Genomic DNA, 25,504 nt, shown 5'->3' on the forward strand with positions numbered 1-25,504 from the left:
TATGAAGAAGTATCTCTATTGTTTACTGGCAGGGCTTTCTATTGGCAGCACATCATTGTATGCACAGCAGCGCCCTAACATTATTTTTGTGCTCACAGACGATATGGGATACAGTGACCTGAGTTGTTACGGCAATCCACAAATTCGTACGCCTTTTCTGGATCATGTGGCAGATAAGGGCGTGAAGGCAACAGGGTATATGGTCATCTCACCTTCCTGCACGCCTTCGCGGGTAAGCCTGTTAACGGGGCGTTACCCTACCCGTTCACAACTGAACTTCCCCATTCCTCCGGGATATAAAATAGGGCTGCCGGATGAGGATGTGACCATCGCAGAAATGTTGAAAGGCGTGGGCTATAATACCTGCATGATAGGTAAATGGCACCTGGGAGATATTCAGCCGTATAACTTCCCGGTAGCGCAAGGATTTGATCATTACTTTGGGTTGCTGTACAGCCACGATTACCGCTCTCCTTACGTGAAAACGGATACTGTGCTGAAAATTTACCGCGACAGAACACCGGAAATTTATCGCCCGGCCGATACATCGCTGACAGAACTGTATACCAAAGAAGCCATCAAATATGTACAACAACAAAAGAAGGATAAGCCTTTCTTCCTGTACCTGGCGCATAACATGCCACACTTGCCGGTAGCCGCTTCCAAAAGATTCAGAGGGAAGTCGGCCGGTGGATTATATGGAGATGTAATTGAGGAGATAGATACTAACCTGGCAGCGCTCTGGAAAGCGTTGGAAAAACAGGGGCTGGCAGATAATACCATTTTTATTTTCAGCAGTGATAACGGTCCCTGGATCGATTATCCCGCCCGTATGTCGGCAGATGGCGTAATTAAGCCATGGGATGTAGGCAGCACCGGCATCTTCCGCGGCAAAAAGGGAGAAACCTATGAAGGTGGCCACCGCGTTCCTTTCATCGTATACTGGAAAAATCATGTGCCTGCCGGCAAAACGATCACCGATGCGTTTACCAGCATGGACGTATTACCCGCCCTGGCGCAATGGGTGAAGGCGCCGTTGCCTGCTGGCAGAACACTGGACGGAGAATCGGTAGCAGCGCTGCTGACAGGCCAACAGGAGCATATTGCACACCAGCCTATTTACTACGTTAACAACGGCACGCCGGAAGCCATTCGGGTGGGCGATTGGAAACTGCGCCGCATAGAGAATAAAGCAGCCGGTACGAAAAGCATCGAATTATTTAACCTGCAATCGGATGTACGGGAACGTACCAACGTAGCCGCGGAGTATCCGGACAAAGTAAGTGATCTGGAGCAACTGTTGGATAAGTATAATGGCAATGCAGCTAACTAATCCGCAATTATAAAAAAGAGGAATAAACGAGGTACCTTTAGCTTCCACAATCAACTTCATATGAAAATCAGTATGCTCTCTTTATGCTTCCTGTTGGCCACCACGGTAGTGTTTGCACAACGGGTAAAGCCGGATGTTATTCCCGTGACCGGCGGTGAGTTAACCGTTCAACCTATTGAACATGCCAGCCTGGTATTAACAGCCGGGAAATCCACTATCTACGTAGACCCGGTAGGTGGCGCCGAAAAATATAAAGGTCTCGCTGCGCCGGACCTGATCCTCGTCACAGATATTCATGGTGACCACTTCGACGCTGCTACGCTGAAAGCAATAAAAACAGCCAAAACTATTATTATCGTACCACAGGTAGTTGCTGATAAAATACCTGCGGAAGATAAAGCCAATGTAGTGGTGCTGAAAAATGGCGATAAGAAAAAAGAAGCCGGTATTGATATATTGGCTATCCCGATGTACAACATTCCGGAAGGACCTAATACCATGCACACTAAAGGCAGAGGTAACGGTTATGTACTCAACTACGGTAAAAAGAACATCTATATCTCCGGCGACACCCAGGGCATTCCTGAAATGCGTAGCCTGAAAAATATTGATGTGGCCTTTGTTTGTATGAACCTGCCTTACACCATGGACGTGCCCGAAGCCGCAGACGCGGTATTGGCCTTCGCTCCTAAAATCGTATATCCGTACCACTACCGTGGGAAAGATGGATTCAGCGATACCAATAAGTTTAAATCGCTGGTAAATGCCAGCAACAAAAAGATCGACGTCAGACTGAGAGATTGGTACGCTAAATAAGCTTTCTTTCGGGCGGATTAACATCGATGCTGGTGTAAAATCATTACATTTAACTTTTACACCAGCGTTAATTCCGCAGCTATGACAGGAAACAAAATTATTTGCCCCGGTTGTCACCTGCACCTGGCAGACGAACAACTGGCCCCCTCCGACAGATACAATGCATCCGGTGAATGCCTGGATCTCTTTCAGCAACTTTCCGCCCGCACATTTGCCCTGGAACACCCCGACTTCCATCATCAGCTGGCCGTAGATGCCTACAGTGCGCAACACCCCGGTGGCGTGGCTAAAGGGATCACCACCGCTTATGCACTGATAGGACTCTATCTTGCGCTGGAACTCCGGTTTACCGGCAAACAGGTACAGCATGTACATAGTATTATACCCAAGCAACAATGGGCGCCCATTACGCCACCCGGACAACCTGCTGCTATTACGGTACAGGAAGTGCTGAAAGCAGGCAGTGATGACGCGCTTTATGCCGCTATCCGTAAATGGGCCAAGTCTGTATGGGATAGCTGGGCGCTGCACCACGAATGGGTGAAAGAAAAAGCAACCTCGCTGGTGGAGCAAAAAGCATAATTCTTTATTAGCTTTGCGTCCCATGACGCCTCTCTCTTTTTCTTTTGGAACGTTGGTAATGGCGATGTTCATCATCGGCATAGCAATCCTATGTGCTAAACTCAATAAACTCACAATACCGGGAGCCGTAATGGCTTTTTTTGTTGCCATATTGGTACTGCTGGGAGCGGGCTATGGTGGCCTGGTGTTGCTGGGCGTTTTTTTCATCCTGGGTGTAAAAGCTACGTCGCATAAAAAACAATTGAAGCAGGTATCCGCAGATCCACATCCGCAACAACGCACCGCCGGGCAGGTATTTGCCAATGGTGGGGTAGCGGCTATAATGGGGCTGTTGGCGGTATGTTATCCGTCATATACTGACGTCTGGTGCCTGATGCTGGCAGCCAGTCTGGCTTCTGCTACCGCAGATACACTCTCCTCTGAATTGGGCATGGTATACGGCCGTAATTTTTATAATATTCTTACGTTTAAAAAAGAGCCCAAAGGACTAGATGGTGTTGTCAGCCTGGAAGGAACATTGTTAGGCGCAGCAGGCGCGTTACTCATTGCAGTGGTATACGGTGCTTTCTTTGGGTTACATGCGGCTATGCTGATAGTGTGGCTGGCAGGTGTGTTGGGCAATGTGATTGATTCATTACTGGGTGCTACGTTGGAACGTCAACGTTATATCGGGAATGATGCGGTGAACTTTTTGAATACGGGGTTGGCAGCGGTGATAGCGGGAGGGGTGTATGTGATGACAAAGGGTGTAGTATAATGCTTACGGATTGAATTTTTGGAGCCTTATTTAGACACGATGAGTTGCTTCATCTGATCTATGATAAATGCAACACGCCCCTTTTCGGAGAACTCCAAATTGGCACTTATCCATTCATCCAGGTAGGGATTGTTAATTAATACTGTAAATGCGGCTAACAGGTAATGCCTTACGTCATCTTCTGCATATTGTAGCTCCTGCCAGATAGTAGTTCGGTTATTGAGCAAATAAACGATATCTTCAAAATCAGAACTTGTTCTGCCGTCAAATTGTCCCCTGTTATTAAATGCTTCCAGTTTAGTGGCAATAAAGTATTCAGGAGAGAAGAGCCGGATGATATAGTGTTCTCTCTCGTTGGCCGTCAATCGATAGTCTATTGCATTCGCAAAGCCTTTCTGATACCATTTGTTGGTGAATCCGAGAATATCGGCTGATGTGGGCATTACATCCACCACGATGCCGCGGATCTTATATCTACAGATAATTTTGGATTCGTGGTCATTGACAAATCCTTTCGCCCTTAATTTGTCTTCCAACTGTTGGTAATCGTTGTAGTTGAGCAGTTCAATAAGAATATCTACATCATTGGTCGGCCTGACTTCCTCCCCTTCGCGGTCTGCATATAGGGAAACAGTGGCTCCACCTACAAATACAACTTCCCGTTGTAGTTCTTCCAATGCGTTATAAACGGCTTTAATTCTTGTGATGTTTTCTCTGTGACTCATATTAGTATGATTTTTTTAAGCTCTTCTATGGCCAGCTTCTTTTCCCGGTTTTTACCTACCCGGATGATATCAATGCTGGCTAATGTTTTGTATAATAGCTCATCTTCTTTAGCTGCCTGCACAACACCTTTATGCAAGGGCTCAATCAACATGCCTCTCATAGTGCCCTTATCATCCGGCCATACATAATTGGATTCGCTTGAAAAATGCGCTTTATAGAATGGATGGGAATGGGCAGTAGGAATACCGGTTATTGTTTGTCCTGGCACTTGTGGAAAAACATAATGCAATCCATATTGGATAAATTCCATTAGGGAAGTACGATATACTTTCTTCTTCTGTCCATCAATTAATCCTGCTACTGAGCTGCGGTGTAATGACTCCGCTATTTCAGAAACACTGATAGACAAAGCTGCCGACAGATCCCGGTACTGCCAGTCTCCCTGTACGGTTAATATCTTTAGTAAAACGACTACGTCCTGGGGACGCATACCATTGTGAACTCTCATGCAGCAAATATACGTATTTCTGTTCTTTGTTCGCGATTCGCGAACAAAGAACAGAAATACGTATATTTGTCGCTGAAAATGGAGGCGCAAATAGTGAAGAACGTCTATCACGACTTGTCGATAGACCAATATAAAAATTCACTACAGGTGTTAATTTCTGGACCATCGTATCAAATAATGTTGTTGATAACTGGGAGGTATTCATCCACATGATTGACTGGGGTTAAACTGAGGGGTATCTTCAGTTTATGGTTAACCTTTTAAAGATACAAAAAAAAGGCATTAAGTCTTGCCCCTTAATGCCTTTCCTCAAAAATATTCATCTCCCTTACTGCTGCACATCCTGCGTCGGCAGCAGCAATTGCTTCCACACGTGATCGCCTGGCCGATCATTCGGCAAGGTATTCAACCGGTTATACCGGCGCATATCAATAAACCGGTGTCCTTCGCCAAACAACGAAAACCTGCGTTGTACCAGCATTTCATCCAGTAGTTTATCTTTTGTATCCAAATCATTTTTCGCGGCCAGTCCGTGCGCGGTACGGATGTGATTCAGTGCAGTGGCAGCTTCCGCGAGTTGATTGGTTTGTAAGCTGGCTTCAGCATAAATCAGTATCAATTCTTCATTGCGTATAATTGCTGCAGAACTGGTTTCTCGTGGATACAGCGCAAAGTCTCTGTTAGAAGTAAGGTCATCTCTGGTGATAGGTTTTGATCTTAAGGATGTTTTGGTAATGCGGTCATCTGCCGGATCTATATCCTGTGCAAAAGACGATTGGACAAATCTTACTTCGCCTTTACCATCGGGTAAGATAACCAGGTCATTGACCATATCGCCACTGGCGGTGGAAAATATGTGATATACCCCTGTATTGAGGTCAGCTCCCGCACCCTTGTTCAGGAAGGATGCCTGGAGGAAAGCCAGGGCATCCGTCCATTTTTCACGATAGATGGCTACACGTGCAGCCAATGCGCGGTTGAATTTTCTAAAGCCCGCAATATCACTGAAGCCATCAAATCCTGGAGAGAGTTGAAACAGGAATTCAGCATTTGACATGGCTGTATTAGCTTCCTCCAACAACTGAGCGATGGCAGCATAGGAGGCGTCTTTTGTTAAGAAGGGACCCAGTTTATCGGGGTCCGCTACATCCGTACGGATGCCATTTTCATACGTCAGGTTCAGGCACATCAGCAATTGGTAAGCCATAATGGTTTTGGCAAAGGCAATGTAGCCGTTACGCTGTTTGTCGTTCGACAGGTAAAGAGAATTCTTTACGCCAGTGAGTAAGATGTTGGCATTCTTTATTACGTTGTAGCGATTTACCCAATAGTTAAAGCAATAATAAGATGTCGCATTCAGGGGATAGCCATCTTTCCCCACCAAATCTTGTGTCCACCTGCTATCTGAGTTAGAATAGCGATAATATTCCCGGCCAAATATGCTTAAAATATCCACCTGCAGTGATAATTCCTGTCGCATACCACCTTCGCAGCCGGTGACCAGGTTATTTAAATCGGCGACAGAGGGGTTCTTTACCACCAGGTCAAGCGTTGGGGCGTTGGGGTTAGGTATTGGTTCGTTTTTACATCCCATCACCAGCAGGCCCGAGAGTAAGAGTAATGAAAATATACGTGGCATAAGTATTTTTTTAGAAATCAAGTAATAAATGAAACTGCAGACGTTTGGAAGATGGAAAAGGCGCTACGTCTATCCCTGATCCGAAACCACTACCGAAGTTGGAAACTTCCGGATCGTATCCTTTGTAGGGAGTMCAGGTAAAGTAGTTGTTGGCAGAAATACCTATCTGCAGGTTTCTCACCGGCTTAAAAACAGATTGTATCCTTATCCGGTAGTACAGGCCAATTTCACGAAGCCGGATATAGCTGGCATCCTGCACATACATCCATGGATGATCCTGGCGTACCAGTCCCATGGGCTCACCCTTTTCATCTTTATCGTCCCAGTCGTAGGAGGTTTTACCAGCATCGAAGATGTTTTGAGTTAAGTTGACATTGGAATTACCTTTTTTCCAATGGAGCAGAAAACGAAGACTAAAATCTTTCAGGAAGGAAACTTCATTGAAAAAACTCAGCTGGAACTTAGGCTCCATGTCTCCATATGTAAGTAGATTGTCGTGGTCATCTACGGCTTTCAGTTGAGTAATGGATTGTCCTTCTTCTATATAGCTGGTACCATAAGCGGTGCCAAATCCGTTGCCCTGATCAAAAGCAGGAACATTCAGCTTTAATACTTTGGAACGATTCATCCAGAAATTAAGGTTGGAGCTCCAGTGTATTGTGCCAGTACTTATCGGGATCACTCTTAACCCCAGTTCTATACCTCTGTTACGGAGATCAGCACCATTGATCCACCGGGTGGCAAACCCGGTAGAACCGGGTACACGAGCCCTCATCAGCAGATCTTTGATCATTTTATTATAGAAGGTAGCCTCCAGACTAACCCGCCCATGCAGAAAACTCACGTCTACTCCACCTTCTAATTCTGTTTGTCGCTCAGATTTGATGTTAGCGTCGCCCATAGTGAGATTAATGAGAGAGCCGGGAAGTCCGCCAATGTTATTCACAGGCAACATCGTAAAGCGACTGTTGAAAGATGGGAACCCGCTACTTTCGCCATAGGCTATACGCAGTTTCAGGTCGTTGAGTATGGAGCTTTCCCAACCGGCCATCCGGGTGAGGTTCCAGGATGCATTGGCTTTAGGATAAATATTATATTTTTTGTAATCCCCGTTATTGGTGGATTTATCGAACCGTACGCCCGCAGTGAAATTCAGGTAATCTTTAAGCGCTATTTCTTCCTGTAAAAAAATGCCATCATTACGGAAAAGGTAACGGGTTTGTGTGGCCTTTACGGAAGCGGATTCTGATTCACTGGATTGTCCGCCAATCAGGTTTGTGGCCACATTGATCAGCTGATCAAATGAACCATATTCATGGGTTAATCCTGCAGTAGCCGTAAACGTCATGGACTGGTTGGGCGTAAGCGTATTTACCAGGAATGCTGACCAGTTAGTATTCAGATCGCTGGAATTGCTCTGTACATTATGTCCGCCTGTTCCCCTCGCCACTTCAAAAAAGAGAATAGGAGGAAACAATGCCTGTGTTTTTTGATGATAGAAATCCACGCCTGCCCGCACAATACCTTTGGTAACAGAGTGGGGGGATTCCTGTAAGATAACATCTGCATTTACCCCGGTAATCACCCGGTTTATCTTCTCATTATTAGTCATCAGCGCAATAGTTTGCAACGGGTTAGCACCATTATAAGGATCTGGGTAAATGCCATTGGCATTGGGGTGTAGGTCATCATAGGGAAGAATAAAAGGCAGATTAATCCCCACAGATACACTCTGGTTGTCATTGTTGGTTAACCCTCTGTCGGAAGAAGAATTGATATAGTTAGCAGTAAAACCCAGATTAACTCTGTCGTTTGCGCGATGATTGATATTCAGTCGCAAGCTATTATTGGAATAACCAGTGCGTTTGATGATACCATCTTCTTTTTTCATGCCGGCGGAAAACAGGAACGTGGTTTTTTCTGATCCTCCGCTTACATTGATGCTGGTATTCCTGGTGGCGCCGCGGTTGCCATACATTTCTTTTTCATAGTTGTATAATTTGCCATTTTTCCGTGCGGTTTCATAGGCGTTTACATCCCATTTGCGTTGACGTACCTGTGCGGTATCCAATATTTTCATTCCCAGCAGATGTGCGGCGGTAACAAAGCCGTAGTCCTGTGAAATGCTGACCTTTGTTTTACCTGCCCGGCCTCTTTTGGTGGTGATGATCACCACGCCGGCAGATGCTTGTGATCCATAAATCGCCGAGGCAGAAGCCCCTTTCAGGATTTCTACATTTTCAATGTCGGCGGGATTAATATCTGCAATCCTGGAAGTGGCATTATCCTGTGTGGAAACAGGTGACCCGCCACCCAGTGCACCGGTAACGGCATTCAGCCCCGCAGAGGTGCTTCGGTTGCTGACAATCACACCATCAATCACATACAGTGGCTCTGTGGTGCCATACACAGAAGATACTCCCCGCAGCTTCACAGAAATACCACCACCCGGTGCGCCGGAGTTGGCCACTATATTGGCGCCGGTAATTTTGCCACTCAGCGCCGCGTCAAAAGTCTGCGCCGGCGCGGTGCCTGACAACTCCTGGGCGGATACTACTGCCACCGCATTGGCGGCATTTCTTCGTTTAACCGTCGTGGCCAAACCTGTTACCACAATTTCATCGAGGCGCGCTACGTCCTCTTCCAGTGCTACCGTAACCGGTGTGGCGCCTGCCTTAAACGTTTTGGTTTTGTACCCGGTAAAATTAACAACGAGTACCAGATCAGAGGGCCCGGCAATACTAAATTGCCCGTCGGCATTTGTGACAGTTCCTTTCCGGGAATGCTGTATCATGACACTGGCGCCTGGTAGCGGCGCTCCTTTGGCGTCTGTGATCCTGCCTGTGTAGGTGTTTTGCCCTTGCGAAAAGAGTGGCAGCAACAGGTACAGGGTACATAGCAATGCTAGTAGTTTTCTCATAAACATAAAACTTATTTTGACATTTCAGGTAGACGATTGAGGTTGTTGATATTGTTGTATAAATGGCATGGCATTGGTCGATCATTCCTTTGTCCAGGGGCTTTGAGCATAAATGTAGCACGCAACTTTTTACCCGTTACACCCCTCCGGGCGAACTGCTTTTTTTAGTGATCAGAATGAGAAAAATGGAGACTGAAATGAGGAGGGGACTTAACGAACCAACAACTATATCCGCCTGTACACGAGTATTATGGCCAGAACATGGAAAGATAAAATGTATCTGTACCCACCGCCAACACAGGAGCTGCAATTGAATCCGAACCTGTTGCCGCAAAATAACGGTTGGTAAAAGGCTGCAGTACCTTATCTTACCGGCCGCTCCATAAATGGTGCTGCCGGTAAGGTCAATATGACCCATCTTAAAACAGTTTGCTACAATGAAAAAAACAGGTCTTTTCGCAGGGTTGCTGGTCCTATCAGCCAACCTTTTCGGCCAGTCAGCGCCAAAGCCCTATGGCGTGCTGCCTACTGCCGCTCAATTAAAATGGCATGAAATGGAAATGTATTGCCTGATCCATTTCGGTGCTAACACCTACCTCGACCATGAATGGGGATATGGTGATGAAGATCCCAACCTCGTGAATCCCGTGCAATTCGATGCCCGCCAGATTGTAGGCGCTGCCAAAGCAGGCGGATTTAAAGGCGTGATTGTAGTGGCCAAACACCACGACGGATTATGCCTGTGGCCTACCAAAACCACTACCCACAATATCTCCCAGAGCAAATGGAAAGGCGGAAAAGGAGATATCGTGAAAGAATACCAGCTGGCTTGTGAGCAACTGGGCATGAAACTGGGCGTATATTGCTCCCCGTGGGACCGGAACAACGCTGCCTATGGTACACCTGCCTACCTGGATATTTATCGTCGCCAGCTCAAAGAGCTATACAGCAATTACGGCCCCCTGTTCACCTCCTGGCACGATGGCGCCAATGGTGGCAGCGGATACTATGGAGGTGCCAATGAAACCCGCAGCATTGACCGCACCACTTACTACGACTGGGACTCTACCTGGAATATAACCCGCACCATGCAGCCCGATGCCGTTATTTTCGGTGATGTAGGTCCGGGTAGCCGCTGGCTGGGTAATGAAGACGGGAAAACCAGTGCCACCTGCTGGGCCACCTATACCCCGGAATCGCCGGAGGAAGGCAAACGCCCCGCCAACGGCTATGTGAAATCTGAGCTGGGTATTGAAGGTACCCGTAACGGTAAATATTGGCTGCCGGCAGAATGTGATGTGGCGATGCGGCCAGGATGGTTTTATCATACCTCCCAAAATCCCCAGGTAAGAACCTCCTCCGAATTGCTGGACCTCTACTTTGAAACCGTAGGCCGCGGCGCTTCGCTGGACCTGGGATTATCTCCTGACCAACGAGGCCTCCTCAACGATATCGATGTGGCTGCCCTGAAAGGACTGGGCGATCTGCTGCGCAAAACCTTCGCTGTAAACCTGGCGAAGAATGCCTCCGTTACCGCCAGCAATGTAAGAGGAAACAACAATGCTGAATACGGCCCTCAACAGGTGCTGGACGCAGATCGTTATTCCTATTGGGCTACCGACGACAACGTGACATCGGCCAGCTTAACCCTGGACCTGCACGGTGCTAAAACATTCAACATTATCCGCATTCGCGAAAACATCAAATTGGGTCAGCGCATTGACTCCGTAGGAGTAGATATCATGCGTAATGGTGCCTGGGCGGCCATCGGAGGCGCTACCAGCATCGGCGCCAACCGGTTAATACGCCTGGAAAAAAATGTTACAACAGATAAAATCCGGGTACGTGTATATGCACCCGTTAGCATCACTGTGAGCGATATCGCACTTTACAAAGAACCGCCTCATATCAAAGCGCCATTGATAACAAGGGAAAAATCCGGCATGGTTACCATCTTACCCGAACAATCTACGGAGCCGATTTATTATACGCTGGATGGCAGCGAACCTACCCTGAAATCACTGGTGTATAAGCACCCCTTTAGCTTTGCGGATGGTGGTACCATTAAAGCCAGAAGCGCCGGCAAGTCATTGATGGGCGATATCAAAACCCAGATTTATGGTATCGGCAAAAAAGGTTGGAAGGTGATCGAAGCACCAGCCAACAGTCATGCGGATAACGTCATTGATGAAAATGAACATACCGACTGGAATACGCTGACACCCGAACTGGCAGGGAAAATTCCGGTGGATGTAGCGATCGATATGGGCGAAACACATGTAATCAAAGCCTTTACCTATCTGCCCCGGCAGGACAAAAAAGACGAAGGCCTCATTGGTAAATATGCCTTTTATATCAGCCAGGATGGTCATAACTGGGAAAAGGCCCGCGCCGGCGATTTCCATAATATTGAAGCCAACCCGGTGCAACAACTGGTGATCCTGGATCATCCGATGAAAGCGCGATATTTTAAATTCTCTGCGTTACACATCAATGAAGGAGATGGTGTGGCTGTGGCTGAGCTTGGAATTATTACCCGTTAAAATAATTATATAATACCTGGGAACGGGGTTTAATACAGATAATGTATTAAACCCCGTTTTTTTTTGTTTTAGGTAGATAGGAATCCTCTTTTATGCTTTCTCTTATTTTATTAAACTTTCTGCTTTCTTTATTGTTGATAATTCCAAAAAGATACTGTTGTTGAGGTGGATGTATGTAGAGACGATAGTATCTGTTGATTCCAATTGAGAATGTAATAATTTTTTGCAGCGAAATTTCTAAGGGAAACTGCGTGTAGTCTGGCACGTAAGGAATTCTTTTTGTCTGATTGTCAGTAATGCTGGTTGATCCCCGCAGTATCAAATGCGTGAAACCGTTTTCGCTTGCACCATACCCTCCAAATTGTGAACCTTATGGTCAATAAGTTTACCGTATCTTCATTTACTTCGAAATGGCAACGGCAGCTGGCTGCTACGGGCTGGGCTATACATAGAAATTATGCGTGGTTGCTTTGTGCGTGGGCGTTTTTTTTTCTTTCTTTGTCAGTTATTCCCGCCAGCGCCCAACAATGTACCGGTTCACTAGGTGACCCGGTGTTTAAGGAAACTTTCGGACAGGCGCCTTCTGCTGCAAAACCCACATTGGGAGGTCCTTTACCCGCCGGTCTAACTACTTACACTTATTACAGTCCCGGTGTGGGCGGCCGCCCTACCGGCCCATATCCCGGCCAATACACCATCAGTAATACTACCCGGGGATATAACAATATTTATTTCGTTGACCGCCCGGATCATACTTCTACAGATGGTACCGGTTACTGTATGGTAGTGGATGCGGAAGCCAGGCCCGGACAATTTTATCAAAGAACCATTACGGGCCTTTGTGCGGGTACTACGTTTGAATTCTCCGCCTGGGTCATGAATATAAATCCGCAAAACGGCGTGTCACAGCCCAGTTTGCGGTTCGATATCCTGGATGCCAATAACCCTAACGGCACACCAATTACTTCTGTGTCTACCGGAACGGTGCCTTATCAGGGTCCGGGTACCTGGGTGCGCCAGGCAGGCGTATTCCAGATGCCGTCTACCACCAGCGCTGTTATCCTGCGGATTTTCAGTAATACGCCCAGCAGCAATGGTAATGACCTTGCACTGGATGATATCGCCTTTGCTGCCTGTGGTCCGCCTATCAGCTTTTTACAGGCGCCCGGTGTGGTTTGCGCCGGAGGAAATACCAGTTTGAGTGTAAGTTTACCCGCCGGTAGTTATTCTAACTACTATTTCCAGTTACAGAAGCGTCCATTGGGTACCACCGACTGGAACAATGAAGGTGGTATCATCAATAACGGGGCGAATAACCAGCATGTCTTTCCGGTTGCCAATGCGCAGGCCGGATTTGAATACCGCGTAGTGGCGGCAGGTGGCAGTGCGGAAATCAATAATCTTAATTGCCGCGTTGTTTCCACTCCTATAGAATTAAAAGTTATTGACTATACGGTCACCATTACCGGTCAGCACCCCGTTTGTTATAATACCGCTACCCAACTATCCGCGGTAGTTACCCCTAAAGCCGGTACAGGTACACCTACTACCGGGTTTACTTATCAATGGGAAACCAGTGCCAACGGTACCAGCGGCTGGACGGTAGTAGCTGGTCAAACAACGGCTACACTGAATACCGGCGCGCTCACCGCTACCCGCTATTATCGTGTAACGGCCACCGTGAATGGTTGTCAGGGGGACGGTGTGTCCCGTCCATTCGTGGTAAACGTAAATCCTAATATTACGGCTACACTGGGCGCCGTAGCCAATGTGTGCCAGGGCGCTGTAGTAATGTCGGTTCCTTATACCATTACTTCCGGCGCTGCAGACAGATTCAGTGTGGTGACTTCAGATATGCCGGGCTTTGTTGCCGTGAGCAATAATAACCTGTCAGGTTCGCCACTCAGCATTGCCATTCCGGGTAATGTGCCAGCAGGTACCTATCATTTTGCCATCAGATTTACCAATAATACTACCCAATGTAACTCGGAGTCCTATCCTTTTACGTTAGTAGTGGATGCTCCTTCCACCGTGGCATCCGCTGGCCCCAACCAGGAGTTATGCGCTGTTACCAGTGCTAAACTCGGTGGTAATATAGCCGTTAACGGTACAGGTACATGGTCGCAGATCAATGGACCTAATACTGCTGTATTTGCCAATGCCAATGATCCTGCAACTACCATAAGTGGTCTGGTACCCGGTACCTATATATTTAACTGGAGAATCGCCAATGGCACCTGCTTACCTACCAACAGCAGGGTACAGGTAATTATTGATCAGGCACCTACGGTTGCCAATGCCGGTCCTGATCAGCAACAGTTCAATTCCGGCGTCTTCACGATGGCCGCCAATACACCGGCCGTAGGCACGGGTAAATGGACCGTAGTAAGTGGTACCGCTACTATCGACAATCCAACTGATCCACACACTATTGTTACCATTGCGCCCAACACAACTGCTACGCTGGCCTGGACTATTACCAACGGTAATTGTCCGCCTTCTACAGACGAGGTAGTAATCACCTATACACATCAATCCAGTCTTCAGATTAATAAAACCGTGGTTAACTCCGGGCCTTACCTGGCCGGACAAGACCTGGTATACCGCATAGTAGTGTCTAACGGAGGACCAAGTGATGCCAATACTGTTACCGTAAAAGATGCCATCCCGGCGGATTTTGTAGCAACTAATATTACTTTTACTACTTCTGGTACTGCGCACATAATAACCAATTCGTCTAATAATACCCAGATAGATCTGACTGCCACCATTCCGGCAGCCAGCTCTGTGATCATTACTATTGAAGGAGATATTAAATCCTCTTTTGAAGGAGATCTAAGCAACACCGCTGTTGCTACTTCTCCGGATATAGCCGACCCTGCGGGCATCAGCAGCACGGTGACGATACCAGTACTGCGCCGCCCATTTTTCTCCGCAGAGAAAAAGGCGCCTGCTACTGCAGTGGCAGGTGAACAAATTCAGTTCAGTATTGCGGTGGATAACACCGGCCTGGGTGATGCTGTGGGCGCCGTTATTACAGACGCCATTTCCTCCAAACTCACCAACGTAAGCTGGACCGCATCTGCTACCGGCGGAGTGGTGATTACAGGTGGCGCTACCGGTACAGGCAACAACATCCGCGTGGTAGCTAACATGCCCGGTGGAGTAGCGGATACCGGTAAAGTATATATTACCGTTACTGGTACCGTTGACGCAGCGGCCACTGGTACTATCACGAATATAGCAACGGTAACCGCATCGGAACCTGCTACTAATCCCGTAAATTCCAATACTACCAATACGCTGATCATCAGTTCACCCGGATTGCTGGTGAATAAAGAAAGAACCAGTTCTATCATTGCTATTGCAGGACAACGTATTGACTACTTACTTACACTCGTAAATAATGGACCTAGTAATGCAGTAGGTACAGTACTCACAGATACCGTACCGGCGATGATTCAGAATGTTACCTGGACCACGATTACACAAGGGGCGGCCACCATTACCGCCGGGGCTTCCGGTACGGGTAATACCATCCGGGTAACAGGTAATTTACCTGCGGGAGCTACTAATCGTATATTGGTGAGGGTTAGTGGTACCGTGAGTCCTGATTATGCAGGTACTATCCTTAACAGGGTAACTGCTACACCGGCTGAACCAGGCGTACCACCGGTAACGGATGAAGATATTGCTACCGTAAAGAAAGCGGTGAAATTTAATATCACCAAGAATGGACCCGCTACCGGAGTAGCAGGTGAACCCATCACCTATACGGTAGATGTAGAAAACGAAGGTCCATCCAATTCCACCAATACGGAAATCAACGACATTATTCCTTCTTCCCTGACAAATGTAACCTGGAATGCCACGGTGTTAAGCGGAACGGCTGTTATTAAATCCGGTGTCACTGGTAGTGTGAATAGTGTGGATATAGTAGCAGACATGAATGCCGGATCTGTCATCAGGGTTATCATTACCGGTACCATCTTACCAGCTACGGTTAATCCGATCAAAAACACGGCAGAGGTAACACCTTCAGAGCCAAACATGCCACCGGTAAATTCCAATGAAGTAGTTACCACTATTAATCAGCAGTCCAATCTATCTATTACCAAATCTGGTCCTGATACGGCCAGCGCCGGTAACACCATTACTTATATCCTCAAAGCCACTAATAATGGCCCAAGTATAGCACGGAACCTGGTAATCACCGATGCAGTACCAGCTACGCTGCATAATGTAGTGTGGGCAGCCACTGCGCATGGCAATGCGGTGATCCATGGCACACCTGGAGGAACAGGCAATAATATTTCCCTGAGCAGCGACATTGGTGTAGGCACTGCCAACTATATTAACATCACCGTAAAAGGCACCATTGATCCAGCTTTCTCCGGACAAATCAATAACAAGGCGGTGATCACACCTGCGCCAGGCACAGGTACTGCCGATTCTGCGGTGAAAATTACCACCGTTAACCGATTGCCTAAACTGGCCATTTCCAAAACGGCAGTAGACTTCATGGTAGCTGGAGATAGCCTTACTTTCACCATTCAGGTCACTAACCTGAGTAACTCCGATGCACAAAACCTCGTTGTTACCGATGTGGTGCCACCTTCATTGACAGGTGTACATTGGAACGCTACCGCCGCAGGTGCAGCAACCATCAGTGGCGCCAGCTCCGGCACCGGTAATAATATAAGTCTTACCGGATCTATTCCTGCCGGCAGCGGCAACATGCTGACCATCATTGTAAAAGGTAAAACAGATCCTTCCCTGGATGGATTCATTAATAACATTGCTACCGCTACACCGTCAGAAAATGTACCACCAGTAGCGACTGTCAAAACAGTAAGAGTAAGAAGGATACCAGTACTGACCATCAGCAAGTCAGGGCCGGCAACATTGAATGCAGGAGAGGAAATTGTGTACACTATTGCAGTAAATAATACTGGTACTTCTGATGCCCAAAACCTGGTGATTGATGATATCATCCCGGCAATGGTGCAAAATGTTACCTGGACTACCGCTACTTCCGGCACTGCTACCGTGGTAAGAGGTGCCACCGGCAGTGGCAGCGATGTAAACCTCGCCGCCAATATTCCGGGTGGAGGTAATAGTGGTATCCTCATCTTTGTGAAAGGAACTGTAGATCCTGCGTTTAGCGGTACTTTCTCGAACATTGCCGTATACCAACCATCAGAACCGGGTACACCTCCAGGCAGTTCTAACGTGGTGGTAACAACGGTAAATCAAAAGCCGAACGTAAAAATAATTAAGCTCGGACCAACCAACGCCCATGCAGGGGATATGATTACCTATAACCTGCGGGTAACCAACCTGGGGCCATCCAACTCCATGAATACCGTGATCACGGATCAGCTGCCTGCATTGTTGCAGGGTATCAGCTGGACAGCTACGGCCAGTGGTGGGGCTACTATTAATACGGGAGCTACCGGTACCGGCAATGCCCTGTCTGTGGAAGCAGATGTTCCTGCTAAAACAGGGGTGGTCAACATTTCTATTACTGCCACCATTCCTTCTTCCACTCCTGCAGGTAGTATTCAAAACTTTGCAGTAGCCACCCCGTCAGCACCAGGTATTCCACCTGTAAATTCTGATACGGTAGTGACAGTGATCCAACAGAAATCAAGTTTGTTGATTACCAAAATTGGTCCTTCTACTGCCAGAGCAGGAGAAGTGATCAACTATGGTATAAAAGTGGTCAATACAGGTCCTAGTGATGCTATGGGTGTAGTGATTGCAGATACAATTCCAGCTACTATACAAAACCCGTCATGGGGAGCTACTACTGCCGGAGGCGCCGTGATTACTACCGGTGCCGGAGGTACAGGTAATCTGCTCCGTATTGTTGCCAATATTCCGGCAGGCGAAACCAATTATATCAATGTACTTGTAAATGGCACTATTGATGGTAATTTCTCTGGTGCGCTGATTAACAGGGCACACGCTGCTATCCCTGGTAATCCGGCCGTTACCTCTACTGCTACTACGCAGGTAACCCGGAATGCAGTATTACAGGTACGTAAATCCGGACCAGCATCTGCGGTGGCAGGTAGTCCTATTCAGTATACCATCGCCGTATCCAACAACGGTCCTTCCAACGCCACCAACGTAACTATCAAAGATGCCATACCTGCAGGTGTTATTAATGCTACCTGGATAGCCACCGGTGTAAATGGCGCGGTGATCACCAGCGGTAATACGGGTACCGGCAATATTCAGTTACAGGCCAACATACCTGCTACTTCTTTGGCCGCAGTTAATATTACGGTAAGCGGACAGGTAGATCCGGGCTTTAATGGTGCTACCATTACCAACACCGCTATTGCACTGAATGATCCGGCCATCACGCCAACGGGAGATACTTCTACCGTAGTAACATCTACCTACAAACAGGCTAACCTGAGTATCGTGAAGAGCGCACCTGCCGATGCAGCTGCGGGTGAGCCAATACAATATACTTTGCTGATCCGCAACCAGGGACCATCCAATGCAATTGGTTTACGGGTACAGGATGCGTTACCGGCAGGACTGCTTAATCCTAGCTGGACTACCAGCACTACTGGCAATGTGCAGAACATTACACCAGCATCAGGCAACGGTAATGTTAATCTCACTGCAGATATTCCTGCTGATGGCAGCACCTTATTGGTAACAATAAATGGTATTGTATCACCTGCCCTTGTGAATGGTGCTACCTTGCAGAATACGGCCACGGTAGGCTTCCCTCCTGGCAGTACTATTGTTGATCCAAACCTGGCAGATAACACCAGCACTGTGTCTACCGTAATAGACAATGATCCAATAGTAAGAATTGCGAAAACTGGTCCGGCCATTACCCATGTACTGGACCCTATTACTTATCGCATAGTGGTAACCAACGGTGGCTCCGGCAATATCACCAATGCCAAAATAGACGATATCGTACCAGCTGCTGTTACGGTTAGTTCCTGGACTGCCACCGCTACCGGTGCGGCCACCGTTACGGGTGCAACATCTGGTACCACCAATACCATCAGCACTACTGGCGATATTCCGGTAGGTAATAATACCATCGTGATAGTGATCCAGGGGGTAGTGAACAACACTGCTGGTAACACCATTACGAATACCGCCACCGTAACAGCGGGCGCTAATAAAACAAGTTCTGTTACCACTTCAGTAGATCGCTCGCTCGATGTAAGCATCATTAAGAATGGCCCTCAACAGGTGTTGGCAGGAGAGCTAATCACCTATACCCTGCAAATATTCAATGCAGGACCGCAACGCGCCAATAACTTGCTCATTACAGATGTGTTGCCTGCAGCCATCAATAACGTTACCTGGACTGCCATTGCCCATGGGGATGCATCTGTACTCGACAGTGCTAGAATAGATAGTAGTGGAAATATAAACCTGCCTGCACAACTGGGACCAGGCGCGGCTAATTTCATTACCATTACCGTCCGTGGTACCGTGAGTGGTACAGCTACTGCCGGCGCGATCACTAATACCGCCAATGTAGTAGCCAATGGCATTACCGACTACAATCCTGATAATAATACCAGCAGTGTTACCACCACTGTGGGGGTATCTACCGGTGTGCAGGTACGCAAGAGCGGACCATCACAAGCGGTAGGTGGAAATGCGATCACTTATAACATCATTGTTACTAATAGTGGTCCTTCAGATGCCACCGGCATTAATATCGCCGATCTGGTACCAGCAGCTGTTACCAACGTAAGCTGGCAGGCAGCGGTGAATGGATCGGCTAGTATTACCGGACCATTCTCCGGCACCGGTAACAACATCAGTACTACCGCTACCATTCCTGGCGGTGTGGGTAACAATGTTACCATTGCCGTTACAGGTACGGTGAACAACGACTTTGCCGGAACCATCCTGAATAAAGTAAACGTCACCGGTACAGGTATTCCTGCAGTGAGCGATTCTGTCAACACCATCGTGACCAGGGAAACCGGATTGCAACTCCGTAAAGACGGCCCGGTTACTATTACCGCCGGTGATAAAGTAACCTACATTATCACCTTAAGCAATACCGGTCCTGGATATGCCCGCAATATGCAGGTGACCGATACCATCGATGCCCGCATCCTGCAACCAACATGGACCACTCAAACCAGCAACGGCGCAGTGGTGAGCAGCGGCGCCACCGGCAGCGGTTCATTATTGGCTGTGAACGCCGATATACCACCTACCGGCAACGCGTTGGTAACTATAACAGTAACGGGTACACTATCAGCAAATGCCAGCGGCACACTCAAAAATGCCGCTACGGTTACACCTCCGGACCCAACTAATCCGCCTGTGGTAACACCGCCGGTAGTCACCCCGATTGAGCAGCACCCGATGCTGGACATTACCAAGAATGGACCAGGCGCATTGCGTGCAGGTGAAATGATTCACTACACTTTACAGGTGGCCAACAATGGTATCAGTGATGCCATTAATACGCAGATCACCGACCAGGTGCCTGCTACCATCAGCCAGGTACAATGGAGTGTACAAAATACTTCCGGCGGAGCCGCAGTAATAGCCGGCAACACTGGTACCGGCAATCATGTGCAGGTAACCGCCAATATGCCGGCAGGCGCCACTATATTGGTGCAGATAACCGGTAAAGTAGATTCGTCTTTTGCCGGCACCATTACCAATACTGGTATTGTAATACCATCTGAACCAGGCAATACACCGGATAGCAGCGAAATACAAACCAACGTTACCTTGCAGCCATCCGTGAATATCACGAAGAGCGGCCCCGCTACTTTACAATCCGGAGAAAATATCAGCTATACGATTGTTGCTACCAACAACGGTCCTAGTGTGGCCGTCAATGCAGACATACACGATGCCGTGCCTACCGCTATCAAACAAGTTACCTGGACAGCTACCGCAGCCGGTAAAGCTACCATCAATGGTACTTCCAGTGGTAGCGGTAACCTGGTGGATCTGTTGGCCAGCATTCCTCCGGGAGCCGGCAACAGCATCACCGTACAGGTAAATGGTACCGTAGATCCGGCTTTCCGTGATACGCTGAAAAACAAAGCAATTATTACACCGGCAGAACCAGGCGCATTGCCGGATACTTCTGAACTTATACAAACCGTAGTAACAGGTAATCCAATACTGTACATCAATAAATCAGGCCCTGCTACCGTGATAGCCGGTCAAACCATCAGTTATACCATCACCGTAGGTAATAGTGGAAAGAGCGATGCTATTAACCTGGCTATCACTGATACAGTGCCGGCATCTATTGTTGATGTACAATGGCAGGCAGTGGTAGAGGGCGTTGCTACTATCAACGGCGCCGCATCCGGTAACGGTAATAATATTAATCTGCATGGAAACATTGCCGCAGGCAATGCAAATGCTATTGTGATTACGGTGACGGGCAGGGTATTACCAGCTACTACCGGTACCATAGTGAACGTGGCGAAGACAACACCTTCAGAACCAGGTGCGGCTTCGGCGCAATCCACCGCCAGCACCACCGTGAATATTATCTCACTGCTCAATATCAATAAAACCGGTCCGGCTGTAATGACCAGAGGAGAAGAAGCGACTTATGTGATCAATGTCATCAACCCGGGTCCAAGCAAAGCTACCAATGTAGATATCACGGATCTGATTCCTGCTGTGCTGACCAATGTAACGTGGACGGCTACACCGATACGCACAGCGGTGATTTCCGCAGGCGCCACCGGCACCGGTAACAATGTGAAAGTAACCGCCGATATACCTGCCATTGATACCAGCGGTGTTATGATTGTGGTGAAGGGTACGGTAGCACAAAATGCACCAGCTGGAAATGTAACCAACATCGCTCACGCAGTGATCAGCAACCAGGGCGGAAAAGACTTCCCATCGCCACCAGTAATCAGCAAAATTGGCAGCGCTGCAGATTTGAGCATCACTAAAACAGGGCCATCATCTGTGTATGAAGGTAGTCAGGTGACTTATGTATTAACTGTCAATAACCAGAACGGACCTTCCGATGCGAATGGCGCTACTGTAATTGATATGTTACCGGCCGGATTCACCAAAGCAGCTATCAGCGTACAAAGCAGCAGCGGCGGCGCAGGCAATATCCAAACCAGTATTAATGGCAATACCGCTAATGCTACATTGGGTACCTTCCCGGTAGGGGCACAGGTAGTGTTGCAAATTACCGGCATCGCAGCAACGCCAGGCACACTCAGCAATGTGGCCGTGGTGAATACGCCAACCGGTATGCCGGATACAGACAGTAGCAACAACACCAGCACGGCTGTTGTCACCACTGTGCAGGAAAAATCAGCGCTGAAAGTAGTGAAAACGGTAACCCCTGCAACCGGTCCATATGAAGTAGGACAAACCATCACGTATACCATCACCGCCACTAATAACGGTACGGAGGCAGTAAACCCGGTAGTCACCACCGACCAGCTGCCAGCAGCTGCACTGGTGAGTGATCCAACTTACAGCGCACCTCCGAGAGGTACTATTAACTATGATGCTACCCAACGCATCCTGCAATGGAACATCGGCTTACTCAACGCCGGAGAAACATTGAGCTGGAACTATCAGGTAACCATCAAAGGACCTGGCAGTGTTCAAAACGGCGTGGTGATCACCGGTCCACCGGATGTAAGTACGCCGGATACATCTGTCATCATTATTCCGGTACCGAAAAATACAGACCTGAAGATTACGAAAACAGGTACTGCTACTGTGTTTGAAGGAGGTAAAGTTACTTATGTACTCACCGTTGATAACGCAGGCCCATTAGCAGCAGACGGTGCTACCGTGAATGATGTATTACCTGCCGGATTGACGCAAACCGCTATCACGGTACAATCCAGTACAGGCGGCGCAGGTAACGTTCAAAGCAGCATCACGGGTAATACGGCCACGGCTACACTGGGTACCTTCCCGGTAGGTGCACAGGTAGTATTACAAATTACSGGTACGGCGCCAACACCAGGTACACTCAGCAATGTGGCTGTAGTAAACACACCAGCCGGATTACCAGATAAAGATAGCAGCAACAACACCAGCAGCACCGTAGTGACCACCGTACAGCCTAAGGCCGCACTGAAAGTGGTGAAAGCGGTATCACCGGCAACCGGTCCTTATGTAATAGGACAAGTACTTACCTACACTATTACAGCTACCAATACCGGTACTACGCCGGTAGATCCGGTAGTCACGAATGATCAGCTACCAGCAGCTACACTGGTGAGTGACCCCACATACAACGCACCGCCAAAAGGCAGCATCAACTACAACACTACTCAACGCATCCTGCAATGGAACATTGGCGCACTGAATGGTGGAGAAACCGTGAGCTGGAGCTACCAGGTAACCATCAAAGGAYCAGGTAATGTACAAAACAGCGTGGTAGTAACCGGTCCACCAGATGTAAGTACGCCAGATACATCTATCGTAATAGTTCCGGTAGAAAAAAATACAGACCTGAAGATTACGAAAACAGGTACTGCTACAGTGTTTGAAGGCGGTAAAGTCACGTATGTACTCACCGTTGATAACGCAGGCCCATTAGCGGCAGACGGAGCAACCGTGAATGATGTATTACCTGCCGGATTAACACAAACTGCTATCACGGTACAAACCAGCAGCGGTGGCGCCGGTAACATTCAAAGCGGCATCACCGGTAATACGGCCACGGCTACACTGGGTACGTTCCCGGTTGGCGCACAGGTAGTATTACAAATTACGGGTACGGCGCTCACTCCTGGTACTCTCAGCAATGTGGCGGTAGTAAACACTCCTGCCGGGTTGCCTGATAAGGATAGCAGCAACAACACCAGCAGCACCGTAGTAACAACGGTACAGGCGAAATCAGCGCTGAAAATAGTGAAAGCGGTATCACCGGCAACAGGTCCGTATAACGTAGGACAAACACTCACGTATACCATCACTGCTACCAATACGGGTACGGCTGTGGCAGATCCGGTGGTAGCCACCGATCAGCTGCCTGCCGCTACCTTGGTAAGTGATCCAACCTATAGCGCGCCGCCAAAAGGCAGCATCAACTACAACGCTGCCCAACGTATCCTGCAATGGAACATCGGTGCTCTGAATGGTGGAGAAACCACCAGCTGGAGCTACCAGGTAACCATCAAAGGGGTGGGTAATATACAAAACAGCGTGGTGGTCACCGGTCCACCGGATGTAACTACGCCGGATACATCTATCGTAATAGTTCCGGTAGAAAAAAATACAGACCTGAAGATCAGTAAAACCGGTCCTGCTACCGTGGTGGAAGGCGGTAAAGTAACGTATGTGCTCACCGTTGACAACGCAGGTCCATTAGCCGCAGATGGCGCCACCGTGAAAGATGTATTACCTGCCGGATTAACACAAACTGCTATCACCGTACAAACCACCAGTGGTGGCGCAGGCAATATCCAAAGCAACATCACCGGTAATACGGCCACGGCTATACTGGGTACGTTCCCGGTTGGTGCACAGGTAGTATTACAAATTACCGGTAACGCGCCGGCATCAGGTACACTGAGCAATGTGGCGGTAGTAAATACACCAACCGGATTGCCGGATCTCGACAGCAGCAATAATACCAGCAGTACCGTTGTCACTACCATTGAAGGTAAGTCGGCGCTGAAAGTGGTGAAATCTATATCACCGGCAAGTGGCCCGTATAGTGTAGGTCAACAGCTTACCTATACCATCACAGCTACCAATACCGGTACCGCTGCAGTGAATCCGGTGATCACCACCGACCAGCTGCCGGCAGCCAGCCTGGTGAGTGACCCAACTTACAACGCACCACCGAAAGGCAGCATTACCTACGATAGCAGACAACGTGTATTGCAATGGAATATCGGTGCAGTGAATGGCGGAGAAACAGTGGTATGGAGTTATAACGTCACCATCGTGGGGGCCGGCAAGGTACAAAACACCGTGGTGATTACCGGCCCACCGGATGTAAGTACGCCTGATACATCTACCGTAACTATTAACACCGACCGTTACGCTAACCTGAAAGTGCTGAAAAAGCAAACTACACCAGAGCCATTGAGTGTAAATCAGGTACTGCAGTTTGAAGTAACAGCCATCAACAACGGACCAGATGTAGCTACCGGTGTAGTGGTGAAAGATGTACTGGAAAGTATGGTAGGACAACCATTAAGCATCACTACCAGCAAGGGACTCGCCACCTTTGATCCGATTACCAAAACCATCACCTGGCAGCTGCCGGATATGGTATCAGGTACACAGGAAACACTCACGTTTACGGCTAAACTGATCAGTGGCGGTACCCTCAGCAACACGGCTACTATTAAGGGTAATGAAACGGATCTGGATCTCTCTGATAACACGGCTACCATTACACAACCGGTGAATGGTGATGATATCTTCATCCCGAATATAGTGACACCAAACGGCGATGGTAAGAACGATCATTTTGTGATACCAGGACTGGATCGCTATCCGGGATCAACACTGATGATTTACAACCGTTGGGGTAACCAGGTATATCAGAATAAGAACTACGATAATAAGTGGGATGGTAACGGACTCAATGAAGGTACCTACTACTATATACTAAAATTACGTACAGCGCAGGGAGATAGAAATTACAAAGGATGGATAGAGCTGTTGMGATAATAATCACCTATAGAAATTTTA

10 protein-coding genes are annotated in these 25,504 nt (G+C 48.1%); 6 read left to right on the forward strand and 4 right to left on the reverse strand.

All coding sequences use genetic code 11. The features are described 5' to 3' along the window. Nucleotide 1: 1 nt before the first annotated feature. From AC1DFM_RS29410 to AC1DFM_RS29425, 4 genes are all read left to right on the forward strand, one after another. Nucleotides 2–1,333, forward strand: coding sequence for a sulfatase-like hydrolase/transferase (locus AC1DFM_RS29410; RefSeq protein ID WP_477080358.1), 1,332 nt, complete (start codon nt 2–4; stop codon nt 1,331–1,333). A 60-nt stretch (nt 1,334–1,393) separates the two neighbouring features. Next, nucleotides 1,394–2,149 carry an MBL fold metallo-hydrolase gene (locus AC1DFM_RS29415; protein WP_477080359.1) on the forward strand — a complete coding sequence of 252 codons (756 nt, stop codon included), beginning with the start codon at nt 1,394–1,396 and terminating at the stop codon, nt 2,147–2,149. A gap of 81 nt (nt 2,150–2,230) precedes the next feature. Beyond that, nucleotides 2,231–2,731 (forward strand): DUF5946 family protein, encoded by a 501-nt coding sequence (locus AC1DFM_RS29420; RefSeq protein WP_477080360.1) that lies wholly within the window; start codon nt 2,231–2,233, stop codon nt 2,729–2,731. 22 nt (nt 2,732–2,753) lie between these two features. Then, nucleotides 2,754–3,488, forward strand: coding sequence for a DUF92 domain-containing protein (locus tag AC1DFM_RS29425; protein ID WP_477080361.1), 735 nt, complete (start codon nt 2,754–2,756; stop codon nt 3,486–3,488). Between the two features lie 26 nt (nt 3,489–3,514). On the opposite strand, the gene AC1DFM_RS29430 is transcribed toward AC1DFM_RS29425, so the two are convergent. The 4 genes from AC1DFM_RS29430 to AC1DFM_RS29445 all read right to left on the reverse strand — a co-directional run bounded on the left by AC1DFM_RS29430 (nt 3,515) and on the right by AC1DFM_RS29445 (nt 9,281). Further along, complete coding sequence (locus tag AC1DFM_RS29430; protein ID WP_477080362.1) at nt 3,515–4,213, reverse strand: hypothetical protein; 699 nt, start codon at nt 4,211–4,213, stop codon at nt 3,515–3,517. Next, nucleotides 4,210–4,722 carry a hypothetical protein gene (locus AC1DFM_RS29435; protein WP_477080363.1) on the reverse strand — a complete coding sequence of 171 codons (513 nt, stop codon included), beginning with the start codon at nt 4,720–4,722 and terminating at the stop codon, nt 4,210–4,212. Before AC1DFM_RS29435 ends, AC1DFM_RS29430 begins: the two co-directional genes overlap by 4 nt. 328 nt (nt 4,723–5,050) lie before the next feature. Next, nucleotides 5,051–6,361 carry a RagB/SusD family nutrient uptake outer membrane protein gene (locus AC1DFM_RS29440; RefSeq protein ID WP_477080364.1) on the reverse strand — a complete coding sequence of 437 codons (1,311 nt, stop codon included), beginning with the start codon at nt 6,359–6,361 and terminating at the stop codon, nt 5,051–5,053. Nucleotides 6,362–6,371: 10 nt separating this feature from the next. Next, complete coding sequence (locus tag AC1DFM_RS29445; RefSeq protein WP_477080365.1) at nt 6,372–9,281, reverse strand: SusC/RagA family TonB-linked outer membrane protein; 2,910 nt, start codon at nt 9,279–9,281, stop codon at nt 6,372–6,374. A gap of 437 nt (nt 9,282–9,718) precedes the next feature. Between AC1DFM_RS29445 and AC1DFM_RS29450 the strand changes: the two genes are divergently transcribed. Together AC1DFM_RS29450 and AC1DFM_RS29455 are read left to right on the forward strand one after the other, a co-directional pair. Further along, nucleotides 9,719–11,824 carry an alpha-L-fucosidase gene (locus AC1DFM_RS29450; protein ID WP_477080366.1) on the forward strand — a complete coding sequence of 702 codons (2,106 nt, stop codon included), beginning with the start codon at nt 9,719–9,721 and terminating at the stop codon, nt 11,822–11,824. Nucleotides 11,825–12,196: 372 nt separating this feature from the next. Further along, a complete protein-coding gene (locus AC1DFM_RS29455) occupies nt 12,197–25,483 on the forward strand; it encodes a DUF7927 domain-containing protein (protein WP_477080367.1) in 13,287 nt (4,428 codons plus the stop codon). Nucleotides 25,484–25,504 lie beyond the last annotated feature (21 nt).

It is taken from the genome of Chitinophaga sp. 05T412 (assembly GCF_056396465.1).

What these genes read in the sequence shown, in the direction of transcription:
- AC1DFM_RS29410 (WP_477080358.1), top strand. Translation starts at nt 2, where the DNA reads ATGAAGAAGTATCTCTATTGTTTACTGGCAGGGCTTTCTATTGGCAGC.
- AC1DFM_RS29415 (WP_477080359.1), top strand. Translation starts at nt 1,394, where the DNA reads ATGAAAATCAGTATGCTCTCTTTATGCTTCCTGTTGGCCACCACGGTA.
- AC1DFM_RS29420 (WP_477080360.1), top strand. Translation starts at nt 2,231, where the DNA reads ATGACAGGAAACAAAATTATTTGCCCCGGTTGTCACCTGCACCTGGCA.
- AC1DFM_RS29425 (WP_477080361.1), top strand. Translation starts at nt 2,754, where the DNA reads ATGACGCCTCTCTCTTTTTCTTTTGGAACGTTGGTAATGGCGATGTTC.
- AC1DFM_RS29430 (WP_477080362.1), bottom strand. Translation starts at nt 4,213, where the DNA reads ATGAGTCACAGAGAAAACATCACAAGAATTAAAGCCGTTTATAACGCA.
- AC1DFM_RS29435 (WP_477080363.1), bottom strand. Translation starts at nt 4,722, where the DNA reads ATGAGAGTTCACAATGGTATGCGTCCCCAGGACGTAGTCGTTTTACTA.
- AC1DFM_RS29440 (WP_477080364.1), bottom strand. Translation starts at nt 6,361, where the DNA reads ATGCCACGTATATTTTCATTACTCTTACTCTCGGGCCTGCTGGTGATG.
- AC1DFM_RS29450 (WP_477080366.1), top strand. Translation starts at nt 9,719, where the DNA reads ATGAAAAAAACAGGTCTTTTCGCAGGGTTGCTGGTCCTATCAGCCAAC.